The following is a 16,704-nucleotide window of genomic DNA, read 5'->3' as shown; positions in this document are numbered from 1 at the left end:
GCGCCGCAACGCCTGAATTCCGTACGAGAGGAGCCGCACCATGCGCGCAGCCGTACTGCACGAGATAGGCCAGGACAAGCTGGAGGTCCTCGACGACGTCGAGGCGGTGGGCTTCGGCCCCGGCAAGGTGAAGATCCGGGTCCGGGCCACCGGCCTGTGCCACTCCGACATCTCCGCGATGAACGGCGTACTGCCGCAGCCGGCGCCCTTCATCCCCGGCCACGAGGGCGCGGGCGAGATCGTCGACGTCGGCGACGGCGTGAGCGGCATCAGCCAGGGAGACCGGGTCCTGGTGTGCTGGCTGCCCGCGTGCGGCCAGTGTCCGGCGTGCAAGCGAGGCCAGAGCCAGCTGTGCCTCGCCGGGTTCATGAACGCGGGCACCCCCAACTTCAAGCGGCCCGGCGGGGACGTCTTCGGCTTCGCGGGCACGGGCACCTTCACCGAGGAGGTCGTGGTCGACGCGGGCTGCGCCGTGCCGATCCCGGACGACGTGCCCTTCGACATCGCGGCCCTGATCGGCTGTGGGGTGACGACGGGGCTGGGCGCGGCCATCAACACCGCGAAGGTGGAGGCCGGTTCGTCGGTCGCCGTCATCGGCTGCGGCGGCGTCGGCATCTCCGCGATCCAGGGCGCGCGGCTCAAGGGCGCGGCGCAGATCGTCGCCGTCGACCCGGTGGCGTCACGGCGCGAGGCCGCGCTGCGGTTCGGCGCCACGGAGGCGGTCTCCCCGGACGAACTCGCCGACGCCAAGCAGCGGATCACCGCGGGCGAGGGCTTCGACTACGTCTTCGAGGTCGTGGGCAAGTCCGCCACCGCCCGCACCGCGTACGAGACGACGCGGCGCGGCGGCACGCTCGTCGTCGTCGGTGCTGGCGCCATGGACGACAACCTTCAGCTCAACATGTTCGAGCTGTTCTTCGACGAGAAGAGGATCCTGCCGTCGATGTACGGCGGCGGCGACGTCCTGCAGTCCTACGAGCGGGCCATCGCGCTGTGGCGCGCGGGCCGGATCGACCTGGAGAGCCTGATCACCCACCGGGTGCCCCTCTCCGAGATCAACGAAGCGCTTGACCAGATGCGTACGGGCGTCGCGCTGCGTACGTGCATCGAGATCTGAGAGGACTTCGATCCCTGATGGCACAGCCATTGCCACGGCCACTGGACGGTTTGGCCGCGATCGTGACGGGCGCGGGCAGAGGGCTCGGCCGTGCGGAGGCCCTCGAACTCGCCCGGCTCGGCGCGAGCGTCGTCGTCAACGACTTCGGGCAGCCGGGCCGTGACGGCTCGGGCGAGGCGTCCGCGACGCCCGCCGAGGAGGTCGCCGCCGAGATCCGTGCGGCGGGCGGGCAGGCGGTCGCGCACCTGGGCGACGTCGCGGACCACGAACAGGCGCGCGGGCTCGTCCAGTTGGCGATCGACACGTACGGCAAGCTCGACATCCTGGTGAACAACGCGGGCATCCTGCGGGACCGGATGATCTTCTCGATGAGTGAGAGCGAGTGGGACTCGGTCATCCACGTCCACCTCAAGGGTCACTTCAACACGTCGCACTTCGCGTCCGTGCACTGGCGCGAGCGGTCCAAGGCGGCGGGCGAGCCGGTCTACGGCCGGATCGTCAACACCTCGTCCGAGGCGTTCCTCGCGGGCTCGGCGGGCCAGCCGAACTACGCGGCGGCCAAGGGCGGCATCGTCGGCCTGACGACGTCGAGCGCGCTGGCACTCGGCAAGTACGGCGTGACCGCGAACGTCATCTGCCCCCGGGCGCGGACCCGGATGACGGAGGACGTCTTCGCGGGCTACCAGGAGCCGGGAGCGGGCGAACTGGACGCGCTCGCTCCCGAGCATGTGGCGCCCCTGGTCGGCTACTTGGCGTCCCCCGCGGCGGCCGGGGTCAACGGCCAGCTGCTCGTCGTGCACGGCGGAATGGTGGCCGTGGTCGAGCGCCCCAAGGTGGCGGCGAAGTTCGACACGGCGAAGGACGTCTTCACGTACGAGGAGCTGGACGAGGCCCTGTCGCCTTATTACGCGGGCAGGCCCTCGGGGGAGACGTTCGCGGCGTCGGAGGTGCTGGGGCTGAAGCGGGGCTGATTTGTCCCCGACCCCACCCCTTCCCGAAAACCCGCTCTGGCGCGGGGGCCTTGCTTGCCGTCAATCACCGGCTCCGCCGAGTTCGTCCTCAAGCGCCGGACGGGCTGGATTTCCAGCCCGTCCGACGCTTGAGGACAAGGCCCCCGTGCCGAGCGGGTTTTCGGGAAGGGGCGGGGTTGGGGAATGAATCAGTTCTCGTCGCCCGGACGACGGTGCTTGCCCCGCGGCGCCGCCGCCGGGCCGTCACACTCGGCCACAGGCCCCCGATGCCTACCGGCACCAGAAGTACCCGCCGCCTCCCGCGGCTCGGGATTCCGCTCGGATTCCGTACGGATCTCGGTTCTGGTCAACACATTCACCCCGTAAAAGCTGTAACTCTGTAAGAAGATCGTTCGGTGCAGCCGGGCGAGTCTAACCAACACCCGTACGCCCGTTGAGAGGCGCCTGCTGCAACGGAACGGGCCGCGCGGCAACCGCCGCGGGCGCCGCCACCGGAGCGGGAGGTTCCAGCTCCGCGACCCCGCACGGAACCGCCTCCGTCACATACGGCAGACGCAGCGCACCCTCCCGTGTCCACCACCCCGAACCTGCCAACCACCCTCCGGGCGCCGCCAGTTGATGCAGGCGGCGCTCGGTGGGCCGCCACAGGCCGAGCCAGCTCCCCGCCGCCCCGTCGATCCGCAGCGCCACCGCACAGTTCTCCGGCATCAGCGTCTGGCCGGGCTGTATGGCGAACGGCGTCACCGCGAGGTCGGGCAGGCGCAGGCACTCGGGGAAACGCACCGGGCGCGTGCCGCCGAGCACCCCCCAGCCGATCCTGTCGTGGCCCGGCGCGTCCGAGCGGATCAGGAGCAGCCCGCTGTCGGGGTCCGCGAGCAGCAGCCGGTCGTCGCTCTCGTCGGCGATCTGGAGAAGGGGTGACACCTCGCCGCCCCGCTCCAGGTCCACCGCCACCGCCTTGACCCGGCCGCCCAACTCCCTGTCCAGGGCCAGCATCCGGCCCTCCCCGTCCAGCCAGACCCCGCCCGAGCAGTGCCCGGGGATCTCCGCGACGTGCTCGGGACCGAACGCGCCGCCCGCCACCAGCCACAGCGCCGTCGACCCCGCGCCGACCGCGAGCGCGTACGCGTGACCGGCCGCCGGTGAGGGCGGAAGCAGTGTCAGCCGGGACTCGCCGCACTCCACGGCGCCGAGCAGGATCTCGCCGGTCTCCGGCCCCGTCGGGTACAGGAGGGCGAAGGTGTGCCGGCCGTCGACGACGCGGTGGATCAGGACCCGGCCGTCGGCCATCGGGAGCACCTCGGTGCCGGGCTCCTCGGGCTGATGGCCGGGCAGCGGCACCGCGTACGGCTCGGGGGAGTCGAGGGTCCAGCGCTCGGGGAACCAGCTACCGCCGTCGAGGGCGAGACGGGCGGCGTACGCACCGTCGGCGGTGATCACTGGGGGCGCCGCGGGCGCCGTGGGCGCCGGGGGAGACGTCGGCGCGGTCATGGGCTCGGGCTCAAGCGTGGGCGCTGTCATGGGGGAACCTCCGGGCCACGAAGCTAGTTTTCGCACGCGCTGCCGTGGCACCTGTGGACGCCCGCTTCACACAGAAGGGTGGCGATGTACCGATTCGCCTGAGGGGGCGGGGGTGGTTGTGCTGGGTGAGGAGGGCGCGCTTAAAGTAAGGGCCACCTAAGTGATGCGGGCCCGCGGAAGCGGCAGCAGCACACCCCCTGGAGCCTGGAGCACCGATGGCACCGCTTTCCCCGTCTCCGCGGCCCGTACGACCGCGGTCCGCACGACCGCGCCGCCACCGGGCCACCGCCGCCATCGCTCTCGCCGTGGCAGGTGCGCTCTCCCTCGCGGCCTGCGGGTCCGGCGACGGCGACGGCTCCGGCAAGTCCGGCGACGGCACCGGCAGCAAGGCCGTCGCCCAGGGCGGCGAGGACTTCTCCCAGGCCGCCGAGCAGACGGCGAAGATGGGCACGACGGCGAAGCCGGGCGAGTTCCCGCGGACCATCACGCACGCACGTGGCAAGACCGAGCTGAAGGCGCAGCCCAAGCGGGTCGTGGTCCTGGACGTCGGCGAGCTCGACAACGTCGTCTCGCTGGGTGTGAAGCCCGTCGGGTACGCGCCCACCGAGGGCGACGACGGCATCCCGGGTTACCTCAAGAAGGACGCGGGCAGCCCCAAGGACGTGGGCACGATCAACGCCCTCAACCTGGAAGCGATCGCGAACCTCGAGCCGGACCTGATCCTCGGCAGCGAACTGCGCGCCGCCAAGCTCTACCCGCAGCTCTCCAAGATCGCTCCGACGGTCTTCTCCATCCGCCCCGGCTTCACGTGGAAGGAGAACTACCTCCTGAACGCTGCCGCGCTCGACAGGACCGCCAAGGCGAAGACGGAGCTGGCCGCGTACGAGGAGAAGGCGAGGTCCCTGGGCCGGGACATCGGCGACGACAAGCCGACGATCACGATGCTCCGCTACATGCCGGACCGCGTCCGCCTCTACGCGAAGGCGTCCTTCATCGGCACGATCCTCGCCGACACCGGCCTGCCCCGCCCCAAGAACCAGCAGATCGACGACCTCGCCACGGAGATCAGCACCGAGAAGATCGACGAGGCCGACGCGGACTGGATCTTCACGGGGGTCTACGGCGACGCGGAGAAGACCGGTCGCTCCGAGGCCGAGAAGAACCCTCTGTGGAAGAAGCTCGACGCGGTCAAGAACGGGCAGGCCAAGAACGTCCCGGACGAGACGTGGTACCTGGGTCTTGGTGTGACGGCGGCGAATGAGGTCCTGGGGGACCTCAGGGGCTTCCTCGCCGAGTAGTGCCCCCGTAGGGGGCGCGGGGAACTGCGCGAGCAACCAGGGAAAAGCCGCAGACGCGTCTGCCGAGCAACTGAGCAGACGCGTCTGCGGCTTTTCATCGGCTGAGCGCGCCCCGCGGCGGAGCCGCAAATCGATACAGCCCCGCGCCCCCTACGGGGCGCTCAGTAGCAGACCGTAGCGGTGCGTAACGCACGCCATGCCGAGCGCAGCGGGAAGGTAGCCTTTCTCCGTGCCCCGTCTGTCTGAAGTCATCGCCGCCCTCGACGTCCTGTGGCCCGCCGAACTCGCCGAGGGCTGGGATGCGGTCGGCACGGTCTGCGGCGACCCCGACGCGGAAGTCTCCCGGGTCCTGTTCGCCGTCGACCCCGTCCAGGAAATCGTCGACGAAGCGGTGAAGCTGGGCGCCCAGCTCCTGGTCACGCACCACCCGCTCTACCTGCGCGGCACGACGACGGTCTCGGCCGGCACCTTCAAGGGCCGCGTCGTCCACGACCTCATCAAGAACGACGTGGCGCTGCACGTCGCGCACACCAATGCGGACCGCGCCGACCCCGGCGTCTCCGACGCCCTCGCGGGCGCGCTCGACCTCCGGATCGTCCGTCCCCTCGTACCGGACCCGGCCGACACCCACGGCCGTCGCGGCCTCGGCCGGATCTGCGAGCTCGAACACCCGCTGACGCTCCGCGAACTCGCCGAACGCGCGGCCCGGCGGCTGCCCGCCACCGCGCAGGGCATCCGCGTCGCGGGCGACCCCGAGCAGCTCATCCGCACGATCGCGGTCAGCGGCGGCTCGGGCGACAGCCTCTTCGACGACGTACGCGCGTCGGGCGTGGACGCCTTCCTGACCGCGGACCTGCGCCACCACCCGGTGTCGGAGGCCCGCGCACAGACTCCGCTCGCGCTGCTCGACGCCGCGCACTGGGCCACCGAGTGGCCGTGGTGCGAACTGGCGGCGGCGCAGCTCGATCAGATCTCCGACCGTCACGGATGGGGACTTCGCGTCCACGTCTCCAAGACGGTCACCGACCCCTGGACCGCCCACGCGGCCTCGAATACCCACACCACAGGAGCCCCCAACTGAACGCCGCGCCCGCCGACCAGATCCGACTCCTCGACGTCCAGGCACTCGACGTACGCCTCCAGCAGCTGGCGCACCGGAAGAAGTCCCTGCCCGAGCACGCCGAGATCGAGTCGCTGAACAAGGACATCGCGCAGCTGCGCGATCTGCACGTCGCCTCGACGACCGAGGAGAGCGACTGCGCCCGCGAGCAGACCAAGGCGGAGCAGGACGTCGACCAGGTGCGCCAGCGCGCCAACCGCGACCAGCAGCGCCTGGACTCGGGCGCTGTGACGTCCCCCAAGGACCTGGAGAACCTCCAGCGCGAGATCGCGTCCCTCGCCAAGCGCCAGGGTGACCTGGAGGACGTCGTCCTCGAGGTCATGGAGCGCCGCGAGTCCGCCCAGGAGCGGGTCTCCGAGCTGGCGGAACGTGTCTCCTCGGTCCAGTCGAAGATCGACGACGCGACGGCCCGCCGTGACGCGGCCTTCGAGGAGATCGACGGCGAGGCCGCCACGGTCACCAAGGAGCGCGAGGTCGTGGCGGGTTCGGTCCCGGCCGACCTGCTCAAGCTGTACGACAAGCTGCGCGTCAAGGAGGGCGGTATCGGCGCGGCCAAGCTCTACCAGCGGCGCTGCGAGGGCTGCCGCATCGAGCTGGACATCACCGGGGTCAACGAGGTGAAGGCGGCGTCCCCCGACACGGTCGTGCGCTGCGAGAACTGCAGCCGCATCCTGGTCCGCACGTCCGAGTCGGGTCTGTAAGGGACCGTGGCCGTGCAGGAGTTCATCGTCGAGGCCGACGGCGGGTCGCGGGGCAACCCGGGGCCCGCGGGCTACGGCTCGGTGGTCATCGACGCGGCCACGGGCGAGACGCTGCGGGAGGCCGCGGAGTACATCGGGGTCGCGACGAACAACGTCGCCGAGTACAAGGGGCTGGTGGCCGGCCTGAAGGCGGCGCACGACCTGGACCCGGCCGCCTCGATCCATGTCCGGATGGACTCCAAGCTCGTCGTCGAGCAGATGTCGGGCCGCTGGAAGATCAAGCACCCGGACATGAAGCCGCTCGCCGCCGAGGCCGCGGCGGTCTTCCCGCCCGCCCAGGTGACGTACGAGTGGATCCCACGCGCGCAGAACAAGCACGCGGACCGGCTCGCCAACGAGGCGATGGATGCGGGCAAGCGGGGCGAGCGGTGGTCGGCGTCGGATTCGACGGCGGAGCTCGACGCGCGGGCCGCGCGGCAGGCTTCCGTCCCGTCTGCCCCTTCGGGCCCTCCGGGGGACGCGGTCGCCGGTGCGGCTAGGGCGAGGGCTGCGCTGGTGGGGGCGGGGGCGGAGGCAGGGGCGGTGACGGCCGACGCGCGTGCCGCGGGCAACGTGGCGGCGCAGGAAGCCCCCCCCGTCGGCTGGGCGGCGCCTGCCGACCTGGGTGCCCCCGCGACCTTCGTGCTGCTGCGGCACGGGGAGACCGCGCTGACGCCCCAGAAACGCTTCTCCGGCAGTGGGGGCACCGACCCCTCCCTCTCCGAGGTGGGCCGGGAGCAGGCGGCGCGCGCGGCGACCGCTTTCGCGACCCGCGGCACGATCCAGGCGATCGTGACCTCGCCGCTGAAGCGGTGCCAGGAGACCGCGCGGGCGGTCGCCGCCCGCCTCGGCCTCGACGTACGCGTCGACGAGGGGCTGCGCGAGACGGACTTCGGTTCCTGGGAGGGCCTTACGTTCGGCGAGGTGCGGTCGCGTCAGCCCGACGAGCTGAACGCGTGGCTGGCCTCACCCGAGGCGGCGCCTCCGGGTGGCGAGTCCTTCGCGGTGGTGGCCGACAGGGTCTCGGCGGCACGGGACCGCCTGGCCGCGGAGTACGCGGGCCGTACGCTCCTTCTGGTCACACACGTAACCCCGATCAAAACCCTGATCCGCCTGGCCTTGGGCGCCCCGCCGGAGTCCCTGTTCCGCATGGAACTCTCGGCGGCGTCGGTCTCGGCGGTGGCGTACTACACCGACGGCAACGCATCGGTACGCCTCCTGAACGACACGTCGCACTTGCGTTAGGCCTTTGGCGGGGGGCGGCGGGGGCTGAACGCGGAGTCCCCCTTGCGGCTGAGCGGGGGCTGGCCGCGCAGTTCCCCGCGCCCCTGGGGACATGCCGTCGTGTTCCCTCTGCGGGTCGGTGGGGGGCTGAGCGCGCAGTTCCCCGCGCCCCTCCGGGCGCGGTGCACGGGGCCCGTCAGGGGCGCGAGGAACGGCGCGCCAAGCCACAGAGCACCCGCAGGTACGAGCGCAGGTCTGAGGGCCCCGTAAGGGGCGCGGGGAACTGCGCGCGCAACCACGAAGCACCCGCAGGGATCAGCGCGGAGCTGAGGGCCCCGCCAGGGGCGCGGGGAACGGCGCGATCGGCCACGAAGCACCCGCAGGGATCAGCGCGGGGGCTGGAGCCGGTAAGGGGCGCGGGGAACTGCGCGATTGCCCCCACCGGCCCGCAGGCGTGTACACGCACAAGGACCCGGCGGTTCAGCGAAGGGACGCCGCCTCGCGGGCCAAGGCCTCGACGCGAGGCCAGTCCTTCGCCAAGACCGCGTCAGCGGGAAGCATCCAACTACCGCCCACGCAACCGACGTTCGGCAACGCGAGATACGACGGCGCGGAGGCGAGACCGATCCCCCCCGTCGGGCAGAAGCGGGCCTGCGGCAGCGGACCACCGAGCGACTTGAGGTAAGCCGTACCGCCGGCAGCCTCCGCCGGGAAGAACTTCATCTCGTGCACCCCCCGCTCCAGCAGAGCCACCACCTCGGAAGTCGTCGAGACCCCCGGCAGGAACGGCACCCCGGACGCCTTCATCGCGGCGAGCAGCGTGTCGGTCCACCCCGGACTGACCAGGAAGCGGGCCCCGGCGTCCACGGACTCCGCGACGCCCTGGGGAGAGATGACGGTGCCCGCACCGACCACCGCGTCCGGCACCTCCGCCGCGATGGCCCGGATCGCGTCGAGCGCGGCAGGCGTCCGCAACGTCACCTCGATCGCGGGCAGCCCGCCCGCGACCAGCGCACGCGCCAGCGGCACGGCGTCGGCGAGGTCCTCCACGACGACGACGGGGACGACGGGGGCGAGATCGAGCACGGAGCCGGAGGCCGCGGCGGAGGAGGCGGAGGAGGGGGAAGTCATGGCTGCATCCTGCCTCGGCACACGCAGCATGCGCAAAGGGCGTTGCGCATGCTGCAACCGGCGCTGCGAGGGGGATCAGTGAATCTCCCGCACCACCACGTCCAGGGCCCACGCCTTACCCGCCTTGCCCGGCGCCTCCGCCTCCACCACGTGCCCAAGATCCCGCAGCGCCTCCACCAGCTCGGCCGGATTCTTGGGCTGCGTGCCGGTCTCCAGGAGTGACCGGACGATCCGCCCCTTCGTCGCCTTGTTGAAGTGCGAGACGACGGACCGCTTCTCGACGCCGTCGACCATCTGCGCGTGCAGCACCCGCACGGTCGCCGTCCGGTCAGCGACGTCCCCCTTCGGCTTCCACGCGGCCGCGTACGCCGACGACCGCAGGTCCAGTACGAGCCCGTCGCCCGCGGCGTCAGGCATCGCCGAGGCCATCGGCGTACGCCAGTAGGCGCCGAGCGCGCCGAGGCCGGGCAGCTTCACGCCCATCGAGCAGCGGTAGGAGGGGATGCGGTCGGTGACACTGACGGCGCCCCACAGCCCGGAGAAGACCAGAAGGGAGCGGGCCGCACGGCGCTTGGCGGCGGCGTCGAGCGTGGCGAGGCCCAGGGCGTCGTACAGAACGCCCGTGTAGATCTCGCCCGCGGGACGCGCGCCCGCCGTACGCAGCTCGGCGTTCTTCGCGACCTCGCCGCGCAGGCCCTCGCTCAGACCGAGTACGTCGCGGGCCTTCTCCTCGTCCGCCACGCAGAGGTCGACCAACTCGTCGAACACTGCCTGCCGCGCGTCCGCGAGCGCCGGCAGGGAGAGCGACTCCGGCTTCAGGGGGGCACCACGGCCGGAGGACGCCTTGCCTTCGGAGGGCGGCAGCAGGACGAGCATGGGTCTGGGTCTCCTTCAGAGGGCGACGGGTGGGGGGTGCGGGCCCTGCGCCAGGGTAATCGTCACCGGCAGCGACGAGCGCCTGCGCCTGCGACGGCCGTGGCGTTGCCGCCGCACCCGGCGGTGGTGCTGGTCTCGGCCGCTTCGCACCCGGTGGTGGTGCTGGCCCCCACCGCCTCGCACCCGGCGGGGGCGCCGACCTCGGCCGCTTCGCACCCGGCGGTGGTGCTGGCCTCCGCCGCCTCGCGGCCGGTCTCCCACCCCCCATCCGAATACCCGGCAGCGGGCGGATGCCGTGCCAGGCGTTCCACGCCCCCGGCAGCGAGGACCGCGCCTCGCCCCTCTCACAACGCCTCGCGCCGCACCCCCTCCCCGCCTACGCTCGACCCATGCCCCGTCGTCATCTCCGCGTGACCGGCGCAGCCGAGGCTCCCCTGTGGGGTGTGCTGCGTGAGCTGCGTACGAAGTTGGACGTGCCCGAGGGATTTCCCGCGGGCGTTCTGGCCGATGCCGAGCAGGCCCTCGCCGCTCCACGGCTTCCCGCGCACGACGCGACCGACCTCCCCCTGTTCACCATCGATCCGCCCACCTCCGTCGACCTGGACCAGGCGATGCATCTCTCCCGGCGGAACGGCGGCGGCTTCCGGGTGCGGTACGCCATCGCGGACGTCGCCGCGTACGTCACGCCCGGCGGGCCGCTCGACGCGGAGGCCCACCGGCGCGTCACCACCCTCTACTTCCCCGACGAGAAGGTGCCGCTGCACCCCACCGCCCTGAGCGAGGGCGCGGCCAGCCTGCTGCCGGGCCAGGACTGCCCGGCGGTGCTGTGGACCATCGACCTCGACGGAGAGGGGCGCGCCGTCTCCACCGACGTGCGCCGCGCCCTCGTACGCAGCCGCGCCAAGCTCGACTACGACGGCGTGCAGCAGGCCATCGACGGCGGCACCGCCGAGGAACCGCTCGCGCTGCTCGCCGACATCGGGCGGCTGCGCGAAGGGCTGGAGGTCGAGCGCGGCGGCATCTCCCTCAACGTGCCCGAACAGGAGATCGTCGAGCGCAACGGCACGTACGAGCTGGAATTCCGGGCTCCGCTTCCCGCCGACGGCTGGAACGCCCAGATCTCCCTCCTCACCGGCATGGCCGCCGCCGAGCTGATGATCCAGTCGGGGGCGGGGATTCTGCGGACTCTCCCCACCGCCCCGGACGGCGCCGTCGGCCGCCTGCGCCGCACCGCGAAGGCCCTGGACGTCGACTGGCCGCACCACGTCCCGTACGCCGAGCTGGTCCGCGCCCTGGACCCGCGCCTGCCCCACCATGCCGCGTTCCTCCAGGAGTGCACCACGCTGCTGCGAGGCGCCGGATACACCGCGTTCAGCGGCGGCGACGTCCCGGAGCTGATCACCCACGCCGCCGTCGCCGCCCCCTACGCCCACTGCACCGCCCCACTGCGCCGCCTCGTCGACCGCTACGCCTCTGAGCTGTGCCTGGCCGCGATCGCCGGGGACGAACCGCCCGAGTGGGTGCTCGCCGCGCTCCCCGAGCTGCCCAAGGAGATGGCGGACGGGACGCGGCGCGCGAACACCGTGGAGCGCGAGTGCGTGGACCTCGTCGAGGCCGCGCTGCTCAAGGAGCGGGTCGGCGAGCTCTTCGACGGGGTGGTGGTGGACGTGCAGGAGCGTGAACCCGCCGCCGGGACCGTCCAGTTGACCGATCCCGCGATCGTCGCCCGCATCGAGGGCGGCACCGGCGCGCTGCCGCTTGGGGAGCGGCTGCGGGTGCGGCTCACGCAGGCCGACCCGGGGGTGGCGAAGGTGCAGTTCGCGCCCGCGTGAGTTCCTGCGCGCGTTCCTGAGTGAGTTCCCGCGCGCACCCCTCCCTGCGTTCCAGGGCCCGCACCAGCGCGGCTCGCAGCTCCGCCGGCTCGTCGGAGTGCAGCCGTACGGTCGTCACGGGCCGGCGCCCACCAAGAAAACCGGCCGCCATGACGGGCTCCGCCAGCTCCAGCGTGAGGGACGTCTGCGCGGCGACCGGAATGTCGAGCACCCCGTCGGCGGCCTCGTGTGTGAAGCGCCGCTCACCGCGCACGGCGGCGATCCGCTCCAGCGGTATCGTCACGTCCCGGTGGGCGCCGTGACGTACGCGGAGTGCGTCGGCGGACAGCACGTGCGGGCGGGTCACGGAGGCGGCGTGTATACCGAGCATCAGGACCACGCCGTAGACGTCGATGACGAGGGTGATCGCGTGGAGCGTGGGCCAGTTCCGCAGCAGTAGGGCGAGCCCGATGGTCTCCACGACGCAGACGAACACGAAGCCGTAGAGCATCGCGGCCTGATCGCGGGCGTGCCCGAAGGCGAGATCCCCCTCTCGCACCCCGTGCCGCCGCCGCGCCACCCACAGCACCAGGCTCGACAGCGCCCGCGCCTCATGCCCGACGATCCGCCGCACCGGCTCCGGCACGACGTCCCTGAGCGCCGCGCGCCCGCCCCGCCGGTACACGATCAGGAGCCCGGCGCACTCGACGAGGAGCAGCGCCAGGGCGACGGCCTCCACGCCGAGGAGCACGCGCACGGGGAGTACGTCCCCCGCCAACAGGCATACGACAAGGACGACTTCGACGGGTACGACCACCCAGGCGAGGCCCCGCACAAGCCCGGTCATCGCGCACTCCGTTCGATGAGGAGCCGCATCCCGCGGCGTACGGCCTCCGCCTGGGCGGGGGAGAAGTCGGAGAAGAAGGCTTCGAGGAACCGGTCGTCGCCGCGCGCCCATCCGTCGCCGCGACCCCGCCCGTCGGCCACCGCCTGTACGCCCTCGATGCCCAGCTGCTCCAGGAGCGAGTCGGGCAGCGCCGCGGCGAGCGCCCGTGCGGCCTCGTCGACGGCAGCCTCCGTACGCGGATCGGCGAGGTCGGCTTCCGCGAGCGCGTCGAGCAGCGCGTACACCTCGTGCGCGCGCTCCACGGCGTCCGGGGTGGACAGTGCGGGGTGCAGCGCGGCCATGAACCTGTCGCGTTCCTCCGGGGGCGCCGTCGTGTCGATCAGGGCGAGCAGCTCCCGGTCCTTCGCGGCCATAGCGGACTTGGGGACCTCGCGGTCGGCGCCCGAGCGGGCCATCTCGGCGAAGAACTCCCCCAGTTGAGGCGATACGGGCCCCTCGGCGGACAACCGCCCGTGCTCCGCGTCGTCCAACAGCACCCGCAGCCGCTCCCGCCGCGCGCGGATCGCGGTCTCCTGCCGGGCGAGGTCCGCGTCCAGCTCGGCGAGCACCTCGGCCAGCTCGCGCCCCGCGTCGTCCGCGAGCACGTCCCGCACCTCGGCGAGCCCGAGCCCCAGCTCGGTCAGCCGCCGGATCCGCGCCAGCGCGACGGCGTGCCGCAGCCCGTACTCCCGGTAACCATTGGCCCGCCGCTCGGCCTCGGGCAGCAGCCCGAGGTGGTGATAGTGCCTGATGGCCCGCGTCGTGACACCGACGATCCCGGCGAGCTCGCCGATCCGCATCCCGTTTCCGCTCTCGCTCATGAGGTCAGTAGAAACGTTGACGCTGCGGCAAGGTCAAGCAGCGCGGAGCGCCCATGTTCCTTGGCACGATCGAGGGAACAAGTCCCGATCGTTCGGACCGCTGATCAAGCGATGTCCCAGGCTGGCGGGCAACAGAGGAAGGGACGCGACATGCTTGCCAGGCCACGTGAGTCACACACGCGGACAGAGATCCTGCTGGAGGGCTTCCTCGAACTGGGCACGCCGGATGGTTTCCGGGCGGAGCTGATCGAAGGGGAGATCGTCGTGACGCCGCCGCCGGACGGGGACCACGAGCACTTGCTCGGATTGGTCGTGAGCCAGGTCTGCAAACGTTCCGGGACCGATATGTGCTTCTCGGGAAACAAGGGCCTGAAGCTGAGGGGCGGGGATGCGTGCCCGACCAATCACGCCATCCCGGACGCCACGTTCGCCCCCGCGGAGCTGCGGCTCTTCCGCGGCGCGGACTCCTGGATGCCGTGCGACGGCGTCGCCATGGTGGCCGAGGTCACGGGCACCAAACCGCAATCGGACCGCGAGGCCAAGCGTCGCTGCTATGCCCGCGGCGGCATCCCCCTCTACCTCCTCATCGACCGTGAGGGCTCCTCGGTGACACTGTTCAGCGACCCGGAGGGTGACGACTACCGCCAGCAATGCACGCTCCCCTTCGGCAAGGCGGTCGCGCTCCCTGAACCGTTCGGCTTCGAACTGGAGACCGTGGAGTTCGGCTGACGGCGGCTGCGGCCTGAGCTCCGGCGGCCGCCGGGTAGCATGGTCGGCACGGCAGACGAGCCGGGCGGACGGCCGCGTGGAGGTTCCCTCACCAGGGGGTCTTCCCGAGGAACGTCCGGGCTCCACAGGGCAAGGTGGTGGCTAACGGCCACCCGGGGTGACCCGCGGGACAGTGCCACAGAAAACAGACCGCCGGAGGCTTCGGTCTCCGGTAAGGGTGAAACGGTGGTGTAAGAGACCACCAGCGCCTGAGGTGACTCAGGCGGCTAGGTAAACCCCACTTGGAGCAAGGTCAAAAGGAGACACTTCGGTGTTTCTGCGCGGATGATCGAGGGCTGCCCGCCCGAGTCCGCGGGTAGACCGCACGAGGTCCGCAGCAATGCGGATCCTAGATGGATGGCCGTCTCCCCGGCCGCCGCGAGGCGACCGGGCGACAAAACCCGGCGTACAGCCCGACTCGTCTGCCCTCACGGCCCTGACCTGGGTTTATACCCGGGGAGGGGTCGTTTGGCGTTGCGCAGCTCGGCCCAGATCGTCTTGCCGGGGGCGGACGGGCGAGGGGTGATGCCCCAGTCGTCCGCGAGGGCGGTGACCAGGTGGAGGCCGCGGCCGGACTCTGACGTGGAGTCGAGGGGCGGGGCAGTGGATGGGGGTTGTCTCTCGGCGCGGGTGTCTGTCACCTCGATACGGAAAGTGTGCTCATCCAGGGCGAGTTTCAGGTGAAAGTCCCGGCCGGGGACGTGGCCGTGCTGTACGGCGTTGGCGGTCAGTTCTGCCGTGATGAGGGTCAGTGTCTCGTTGATCGGGGTCGTGTACGGGTGGCCCCAGTCGTTCAGGCGGTGTGAGACGAGGCGGCGGGCGAGGCGGGCGCCTCGCGGGGTCGAGGTGAAGCGCATGGTGAACTCGCGTTCAGGGGCGGTGCGCTGTGGCATATGCCCGTTCGGGGGAGATGCTGACTTCATGCGGCCAACGGTCGTGCACTCTGCGTAGCGTTGAACAGGAGCGATGCGCTGACGGGTACGGGTTGTACGCGTGGACGGTGCGCTTGTACGCGGTGTCGGGCGTGACCGGTTTCCGAGCTGTGCGTTGGCTCGGCGAAGTCCGCTGACCGTGCTGGTCGAACGGGAGGAGCTGCGGCGTGGACGACGAGGTTCAGCAGCCGGAGTGCGAGGTCGGGGCGGGCATTCTGTGCTTGTTCGGGCGGCAGTTGAAGCTGCTCCGGGAACGGGCGGGGATGGACCGCGCGAGACTCGGGTCGCTGACCGGGTACTCGTCCTCGACGATCGCTTCGTTCGAGCAGGGGAGACGTGTTCCGCCCCCGAAGTTCATCGACCGCTCTGATGAAGTGCTGGACGCGGGCGGGGTGTTGAGGGCGAGCAAGGAGGAGGTGGCTCGGGCTCAGTATCCGGCGTTCTTCCGGGACGCGGCCAAGTTCGAGGCCGAAGCGGTGGTACTGCACGTGTACGCCACCCAGGCTGTTCCCGGACTCCTGCAGACCGAGGACTACGCGCGGACGGTGTTCGCCATATGGAGCCCGCAGTTGGACGAAGTAATCGTCGAGCAGCGGTTGGCTGCCCGACTGGCACGACAGGAGATCCTTGACCGCCGGCCCGCTCCACACCTGAGCTTTGTGATCGAGGAGGCCGTGCTTCTGCGCCCGCTCGGTGGTGAGGCGGTTTGGCGGGGACAGCTGGAACAACTCCTGCTCATTGCGGAGAAGCGGAACGTGGAGGTTCAGGTGATGCCGCTCTCCCGTCAGCAACACGCGGGATTGGCTGGCCCGTTCACCTTGATGGAACTGAAGGATGGGCGCAGGATCGCCTATGCGGAGGTACAAGGCGATAGCCGGGTCCACACGGAGCGTCAGAAGGTTCGAGAGCTTGAACGTACCTACGGGTCCCTGCGCGCACAGGCCAGCACTCCGGCAGAATCGCGTGTGTTGATCGAGGAGCTGTTGGGAGAGGGATGAGCGGGGAAGAGGCCACGCCTGGCCCGGACGGACGGGCCTGGTTCAAGAGCAGTTACAGCGCAGGTGACGGCGGCGAATGCGTAGAGGTAGCCATCCGCCCCGCCGGCGTGCACGTGCGCGACTCCAAGGACGCAACCCGCGCCCCGCTCGCCGTAAAGCCCACGGCCTGGGCCGCGTTCGTCGAGTTCGCGGCACTCTGACCGGGGCAACTGGACTCAGGGGCTCCGGCTGCCGATGCCGGTGAAGGGGGTGCGCTGGATCTTCGCGATCAGTCGGCCCTTTCCCGTGCCACGGCTTCGGGCCTCGCCGGCGCTTATCGCCATTTACTGCACCCCTTCTCGCGGGAAGCTGCAAGCCTTGCAGTTAAACGTCACCTTTAGTGCGTATTTTGCGGGTGATGCGCGTGATGACCGTTACATCACCTATGGGGTTCTTTGATGTGAGATCCGTAACTTCGTAGATGTCGCCGCGACCGAGCGGACGACGCACA

Annotated in this window: 16 protein-coding genes and 1 other RNA gene; 11 read left to right on the top strand and 6 right to left on the bottom strand. The window is 71.1% G+C overall.

Features of this window, described 5'->3' with window-relative positions; genetic code table 11:
* Positions 1 to 40: 40 nt before the first annotated feature.
* On the top strand, positions 41 to 1,117 hold the full coding sequence (locus ACZ5U5_RS07725) for a Zn-dependent alcohol dehydrogenase (protein WP_469017759.1): 1,077 nt from the start codon (positions 41 to 43) through the stop codon (positions 1,115 to 1,117).
* A 17-nt stretch (positions 1,118 to 1,134) separates the two neighbouring features.
* On the top strand, positions 1,135 to 2,088 hold the full coding sequence (locus ACZ5U5_RS07720) for a 3-oxoacyl-ACP reductase (protein ID WP_469017757.1): 954 nt from the start codon (positions 1,135 to 1,137) through the stop codon (positions 2,086 to 2,088).
* A 411-nt stretch (positions 2,089 to 2,499) separates the two neighbouring features.
* Here ACZ5U5_RS07720 and ACZ5U5_RS07715 read toward each other — a convergent pair whose 3' ends face one another.
* Positions 2,500 to 3,579: a hypothetical protein gene (locus ACZ5U5_RS07715; RefSeq protein ID WP_469019340.1), complete on the bottom strand. Its 1,080-nt coding sequence runs from the start codon at positions 3,577 to 3,579 to the stop codon at positions 2,500 to 2,502.
* Between the two features lie 245 nt (positions 3,580 to 3,824).
* Here ACZ5U5_RS07715 and ACZ5U5_RS07710 point away from each other — a divergent pair, with 245 nt between their 5' ends.
* The 4 genes from ACZ5U5_RS07710 (at position 3,825) to ACZ5U5_RS07695 (ending at position 8,012) form a co-directional block, all read left to right on the top strand.
* Positions 3,825 to 4,907 (top strand): ABC transporter substrate-binding protein, encoded by a 1,083-nt coding sequence (locus ACZ5U5_RS07710; protein ID WP_469017754.1) that lies wholly within the window; start codon positions 3,825 to 3,827, stop codon positions 4,905 to 4,907.
* A gap of 229 nt (positions 4,908 to 5,136) precedes the next feature.
* A complete protein-coding gene (locus tag ACZ5U5_RS07705) occupies positions 5,137 to 5,988 on the top strand; it encodes a Nif3-like dinuclear metal center hexameric protein (protein WP_469017751.1) in 852 nt (283 codons plus the stop codon).
* On the top strand, positions 5,985 to 6,728 hold the full coding sequence (locus tag ACZ5U5_RS07700) for a zinc ribbon domain-containing protein (RefSeq protein WP_363208696.1): 744 nt from the start codon (positions 5,985 to 5,987) through the stop codon (positions 6,726 to 6,728). The genes ACZ5U5_RS07705 and ACZ5U5_RS07700 overlap by 4 nt, the downstream gene beginning before the upstream one ends.
* Before the next feature lie 12 nt (positions 6,729 to 6,740).
* Complete coding sequence (locus ACZ5U5_RS07695) at positions 6,741 to 8,012, top strand: bifunctional RNase H/acid phosphatase (RefSeq protein ID WP_469019337.1); 1,272 nt, start codon at positions 6,741 to 6,743, stop codon at positions 8,010 to 8,012.
* A gap of 459 nt (positions 8,013 to 8,471) precedes the next feature.
* Here ACZ5U5_RS07695 and eda read toward each other — a convergent pair whose 3' ends face one another.
* Both eda and yaaA read right to left on the bottom strand, forming a co-directional pair.
* Entirely contained in the window at positions 8,472 to 9,122 is a 651-nt protein-coding gene (gene eda, locus ACZ5U5_RS07690; protein ID WP_469017748.1) for a bifunctional 4-hydroxy-2-oxoglutarate aldolase/2-dehydro-3-deoxy-phosphogluconate aldolase, read from the bottom strand.
* Positions 9,123 to 9,197: 75 nt separating this feature from the next.
* Positions 9,198 to 9,998 carry a peroxide stress protein YaaA gene (gene yaaA / locus ACZ5U5_RS07685; protein WP_469017746.1) on the bottom strand — a complete coding sequence of 267 codons (801 nt, stop codon included), beginning with the start codon at positions 9,996 to 9,998 and terminating at the stop codon, positions 9,198 to 9,200.
* 389 nt (positions 9,999 to 10,387) lie between these two features.
* Between yaaA and ACZ5U5_RS07680 the strand changes: the two genes are divergently transcribed.
* The gene (locus tag ACZ5U5_RS07680; RefSeq protein WP_469017743.1) at positions 10,388 to 11,830 is read left to right on the top strand and encodes an RNB domain-containing ribonuclease; all 1,443 of its coding nucleotides are present in this window, start codon (positions 10,388 to 10,390) and stop codon (positions 11,828 to 11,830) included.
* Here ACZ5U5_RS07680 and ACZ5U5_RS07675 read toward each other — a convergent pair.
* Positions 11,781 to 12,656: a hypothetical protein gene (locus tag ACZ5U5_RS07675; protein ID WP_469017741.1), complete on the bottom strand. Its 876-nt coding sequence runs from the start codon at positions 12,654 to 12,656 to the stop codon at positions 11,781 to 11,783. The genes ACZ5U5_RS07680 and ACZ5U5_RS07675 overlap by 50 nt on opposite strands.
* A complete protein-coding gene (locus ACZ5U5_RS07670; RefSeq protein WP_469019334.1) occupies positions 12,653 to 13,495 on the bottom strand; it encodes a MerR family transcriptional regulator in 843 nt (280 codons plus the stop codon). Before ACZ5U5_RS07670 ends, ACZ5U5_RS07675 begins: the two co-directional genes overlap by 4 nt.
* Positions 13,496 to 13,666: 171 nt before the next feature.
* Here ACZ5U5_RS07670 and ACZ5U5_RS07665 point away from each other — a divergent pair, with 171 nt between their 5' ends.
* Positions 13,667 to 14,245 (top strand): Uma2 family endonuclease, encoded by a 579-nt coding sequence (locus ACZ5U5_RS07665; RefSeq protein WP_469017739.1) that lies wholly within the window; start codon positions 13,667 to 13,669, stop codon positions 14,243 to 14,245.
* A 56-nt stretch (positions 14,246 to 14,301) separates the two neighbouring features.
* Positions 14,302 to 14,709: RNase P RNA component class A (gene rnpB / locus ACZ5U5_RS07660), an RNA gene on the top strand.
* Between the two features lie 3 nt (positions 14,710 to 14,712).
* On the opposite strand, the gene ACZ5U5_RS07655 is transcribed toward rnpB, so the two are convergent.
* Complete coding sequence (locus tag ACZ5U5_RS07655) at positions 14,713 to 15,207, bottom strand: ATP-binding protein (protein WP_469017736.1); 495 nt, start codon at positions 15,205 to 15,207, stop codon at positions 14,713 to 14,715.
* Positions 15,208 to 15,383: 176 nt separating this feature from the next.
* On the opposite strand from ACZ5U5_RS07655, the gene ACZ5U5_RS07650 reads away from it, so the two are divergent.
* On the top strand, positions 15,384 to 16,214 hold the full coding sequence (locus ACZ5U5_RS07650; protein WP_469017733.1) for a helix-turn-helix domain-containing protein: 831 nt from the start codon (positions 15,384 to 15,386) through the stop codon (positions 16,212 to 16,214).
* Entirely contained in the window at positions 16,211 to 16,414 is a 204-nt protein-coding gene (locus ACZ5U5_RS07645) for a DUF397 domain-containing protein (protein WP_469017730.1), read from the top strand. The genes ACZ5U5_RS07650 and ACZ5U5_RS07645 overlap by 4 nt, the downstream gene beginning before the upstream one ends.
* Positions 16,415 to 16,704 lie beyond the last annotated feature (290 nt).

Source organism: Streptomyces sp. NPDC033177, assembly GCF_055577715.1.
The sequence above is the reverse complement of the archived record's forward strand: the minus strand, read 5'-3'. Positions and strand labels throughout refer to the sequence as shown.